The following is a 1891-nucleotide window of genomic DNA, read 5'->3' as shown; positions in this document are numbered from 1 at the left end:
TCCATATAAGTATCTGTTACCATGTTCTCATTTTTCTGTTGATTTAAAACGTTTTTTTAGTTTTTTATAGTCATTGAGGATAAAGCTTTCAATGATTCTGGACTAGGTTTTCCATTACAATCACCTCAGAATCAAAATTTCGTACTTAGTCGTTTTATTGACTATATATCTGCTTTAATAGTAATTATTCCTATTTAGCCTCAATAAATTTTAATCACCCCTCACAGGTATTAGTTCTTATGTACTAAATATATCGGTTTTCTTGGGGTGTGACACTTGGGGGTGCGGAATGTGGGTTACAACGGGAATACCTGGAAATAATGATGGAAATGGTATTGCGAAAAGAATCTGTTCCTGAAGATGCCCGAACTTTAGCTTGGTATAAACTCAAGCAGTTAAATAGTAAATTAAAACGGGTAAATTCTGAAGATGAATATACTCAGGCTTTCTTATTAGAAACACGCGATCGCATTGAGAAAACCTTAAATGCACCACTAGTAGGGAATTAATTTTTTTACTCTGCGTCCTCTGCGCCTCTGCGGTTAGATAAATTCCAGAGTTAATGGGCGCAGTTCCTGCGCCCTTACAGATTCTTTTTAATGATGGTGATGGTGGTGAGTAATAGCTGATTGTGAATTAACAGCCATTCCTTCCGTTTCCATCAACTCTGCTATGTGTGCATTTGCCCATTCAGCAGCCATAGCTAAAAATTGTGGATCATCATTAACACAAGCCATTTGTAAATAATCTACATCTGGATGTTGTTTTTCCAAATCATGAATAATGTGATGCACATCTAACAAAGTTTCATGATTTTCTGTAGCAAAACCAATGGGCATAAATAGCAATACCTTTGCACCCAATTGAATCAAATTTTGAGCAGCTTGGGTAGCATTTGGTTGAGTCCATTCAATTAATGGGGTATCGTGGTTCAACCAACCCACAGAAATTAATGGGTAATTGTTAATTAACTTACTTCTGACTAACTCATACATGGCTTGACTTTCATCAATCCCAGAGGTAAAGCCTTTCGCTTTGTGGGGACAACCATGATTCATCAAGATAATCCCAATTTGCGAAGGTAAATAACCTGTAGCCAAATCAGTATGAATTTTTTCTTCTACCAAATGCGCCATTAAATCAATATATTTTGGCTCATTGTAGAACGAGGGAATGTATTTTTGGGCTTTAATCCAATGTTCATCACCATCAGCTAATTCTACCAGAGCATTATTCACCTGTTCAATCGCAATACCACTGGTAAAAATGGAATCAACAACCAATAATGGATAAATCAGCAGTTTGCTAAAGCCTTGATCTTTAATTTCGGCTAAAACTTGGTTTGGTAAAAAAGGAGCGCAGAAGTTAAAAGCTTTAAAAACTTGAACACCATTACCCCATTTATGTTGTAATTCGTGTTCAATACCCGCTCTTTGTCTTTCAAAAATGGCATTATGAGGGGAAATAAAATCATGATGTGTGTGTCCCCATTCATGACGATCGAATAATGCCAAAAGCTTTGCTAAAGGGGGATAAATCCAAGTGGGAACAGGAGCGAATTTAGCCGTCAGTAAATTTAAAGCTTGTTCGTTATAGTTAGCAAAATCTTCATAGCTTTCAACTTCGCCATAGCCCATAAGTAACACGGCTACACGGTCTTTACTGGGTAGATGATCGTGGCTATGGGTAGCGTGCAGTTTTTCGGGGGTTGCAACCACAATGAGTTCCTCAAGATAACCAAAACAGAGAGACAAGCCTAGACAATTACTAGATTATCTCTATTAATTTGTAGCATAATATCCTATCCAGGGGGATGGGATAAAAATAAAAATACACATCTACATTCATAAATTAACCTGTGCAAAAGGCTCCCTACCCCAACTCCCCCCAC

Annotated in this window: 1 protein-coding gene and 1 pseudogene; one reads left to right on the top strand and one right to left on the bottom strand. The window is 37.3% G+C overall.

The window, feature by feature from the left end; all coding sequences use genetic code 11:
* Nucleotides 1–293: 293 nt before the first annotated feature.
* Nucleotides 294–509: pseudogene (locus tag AN486_RS26435) on the top strand (hypothetical protein); the annotation flags it as partial.
* Nucleotides 510–596: 87 nt separating this feature from the next.
* On the opposite strand, the gene AN486_RS26430 reads toward AN486_RS26435, so the two are convergent.
* Nucleotides 597–1718: a ferrochelatase gene (locus AN486_RS26430; RefSeq protein ID WP_290603049.1), complete on the bottom strand. Its 1122-nt coding sequence runs from the start codon at nt 1716–1718 to the stop codon at nt 597–599.
* Nucleotides 1719–1891 lie beyond the last annotated feature (173 nt).

Origin of the sequence: Anabaena sp. AL93, assembly GCF_001672085.1 — a bacterium.
Classification (GTDB): Bacteria; Cyanobacteriota; Cyanobacteriia; order Cyanobacteriales; family Nostocaceae; genus Dolichospermum; species Dolichospermum heterosporum.
This window is presented reverse-complemented; position numbering and strand designations above follow the sequence as displayed.